Source organism: Azorhizobium doebereinerae UFLA1-100, from assembly GCF_000473085.1.
Lineage (GTDB): Bacteria > Pseudomonadota > Alphaproteobacteria > Rhizobiales > Xanthobacteraceae > Azorhizobium > Azorhizobium doebereinerae.
Genome location: NZ_AXBA01000087.1, coordinates 1 through 2,206, shown reverse-complemented (window position 1 = coordinate 2,206; position 2,206 = coordinate 1). Strand labels below are relative to the sequence as shown.

Below are 2,206 nucleotides of genomic sequence, written 5' to 3'. Positions count from 1 at the left end.
CGACCCGCTTCGAGAAGACCGCGCGAAACTACCTCGCCATCGTCACAATCGCTGCCATCGTCCTGTGGATCAGGTAACTGTCCACACCACCTAGACCCCGATGTGTTCTCAGACGAGATGATCAAAATTTGCCGGCGCATGTTCCTGGGCGCGCATCTCGACTCGTGGCGCCTCCCCCTTCCGCCGGCCGCGACCATGGCTGGCCTCGAGCAGCTTCTTGTGGTGCGCTACCACATGCGCGACCTCGACATCCCCCACGATGACGTCTTTGGATGGCCGCCCCCGCTCACCTAGGCGGTCAGTAGAGTTGCTTCAAGCTTTGGGTCACGGTGAAGCGCGGAAAATAGGGCGGCGCGCACACATGGTTCATCAGGTCCCAGTACATGGCGCGGGCGAGGGGCTGAACGGCGGAGCTTGGCCGGGTTCCAACAAGCGGCCATTCCCAAGTTCGCCTTTGGGTCAGTGACGGCCTCGGTCAGTCATCAGCGATATGTCCGCTTTACGTCCGAAGTCCCCAATAGAAGACAGTCAGATCTCGGCCCCAGCTGCGCCTTCGCGGCCACACCAGATATTCCCGCAAACGACGTACTGGCCATGCCGATGTTGAACGCCCGACAACGCTGTGGGAGATAGCGGATAGGACAAACGCTTCTTGGACAGCCAATGGCCAGGCCGGATCTTTCTATTCTGAAATACTGGCGCTCGGCTGCCGCTGATAGCGCGATCGGAGACGGATGCCTGAAGGCAAGGGAGTCCGCGGAGTTTCACAGCCTGTCGGCTGAAGAAGAGGCAACTGGCATTCTTGGCCGAGCGGCCGTCGATTTCCTTTTTTCCGAGTTGCCGGCGCGTGTGCAGCGCGTCTCGGTCAGTTATCGCCCGCTCCACGTTCGCTGCCAGAGCAGGCATACATATGCGCGCAGCGATGGCCTTCCGCCCGAAGTCACCCCGATCGTCACCGAAGCGCAAGTCACACGGGAAGGCCGGATCATTCCCCGTCGAAGCGTGATCGCGCGGGATATCCTCGAACCGCTCGCGAGCGACACGTTCTCGATCGGGCGCGTAGCGGAACTCGGCAGATTTCTGACGGCGCATCCCTTCCCGGCCGACGATGAGGGGCCGGATCTTTGGCAACGCCATCAGGACCACTGGAAACGGATGATGGCCGAAGTCGGTGGTGACTGGCCGGCCTTCGATCCGGAATACCAGATCGTCGGGCACGGGCTGGCTCGTCCCGCGACCGAAGCGCCCGCGACCGTAAGGCAAATCCTCCTGGCTGGCCCCCATCGAGCGGTCCGGTTACAATGTTAGTTCATGAGCGCCGCTGACGCGACGGTTGGTGTGGCCGGCGGAGCTGGTCGGGGTTGCGCAACCGGCCATAGAGCGACCTCGGGCGCGGGCGGCCTGTAGCCGAGCGCCGAGTGCGGTCGGACGGCGTTGTAGTGCCGCCGCCAGCCCTCGATCACAGCCTTGGCTTCGGCGAGCGTGTAGAAGATCTCGCCGTTGAGCAACTCGTCCCGAAGTCGGGCGTTGAAGCTCTCGCAAAAGCCGTTCTCCCGTGGACTACCAGACTCGATGAAGGCGGTCTGGGAGCCGACCGCTGCTATCCACTCGCGCACGGCCTTGGCGGCGAACTCAGGTCCCTTGTCGGATCGGATGTGCCCCGGCGCTCCGCGGAGAATGAACAGGTCGGACGGCACGTCGATGACGTCGGTCGACCGGAGCCGTCGCCCGATCCGGATCGTCAGGCACTCGCGCGTGAACTCGTCAATCACGTTGAGCATCCTGAGCTTACGGCCGTCGTGCGTGCGATCCTCGACGAAGTGGTAGGACCAGACGTGGTTTGGCCGATCCGGACGCAACCGGACGCACGAGCCGTCGTTGAACCAGAGCCGGCCGCGCTTTGGCTGCTTTATCGGCACCTTCAGCCCCTCCCGTCGCCAGATCCGTTCGACCCGCTTCAGGTTCACGCTCCAGCCAGCCGACCGCAGCGGCGCCGCAATCCGCTTGTAGCCGTAACGGCCATACTGGACAGCGAGCGCTACGATATCGGCCGTCAGCGCCGCCTCATCGTCGGGCCGGGTCGGGATCTTGCGCTGTGTCGATCGGTGTTGGCCTAGGGCCCAGACTCATAACCAGTAGCTTACGGCTGCGGCGATGGAGACGGCGGCCAGGAAGTTGGTCGCGAGCCGGTCATATCGTGTGGCGA

General features: G+C 63.4%; 1 protein-coding gene and 2 pseudogenes. 1 reads left to right on the top strand and 2 read right to left on the bottom strand.

The genetic code is table 11. The features are described from left to right. Positions 1–663: 663 nt before the first annotated feature. On the top strand, positions 664–1,308 hold the full coding sequence (locus YU1_RS0125575) for a hypothetical protein (protein ID WP_029006460.1): 645 nt from the start codon (positions 664–666) through the stop codon (positions 1,306–1,308). On the opposite strand, the pseudogene YU1_RS31330 reads toward YU1_RS0125575, so the two are convergent. Beyond that, positions 1,305–2,117: pseudogene (locus tag YU1_RS31330) on the bottom strand (IS3 family transposase); the annotation flags it as partial. The gene YU1_RS0125575 and the pseudogene YU1_RS31330 sit on opposite strands and share 4 nt — an antisense overlap. Positions 2,118–2,126: 9 nt before the next feature. Further along, positions 2,127–2,206, bottom strand: a pseudogene (locus YU1_RS33820) (IS5/IS1182 family transposase); the annotation flags it as partial.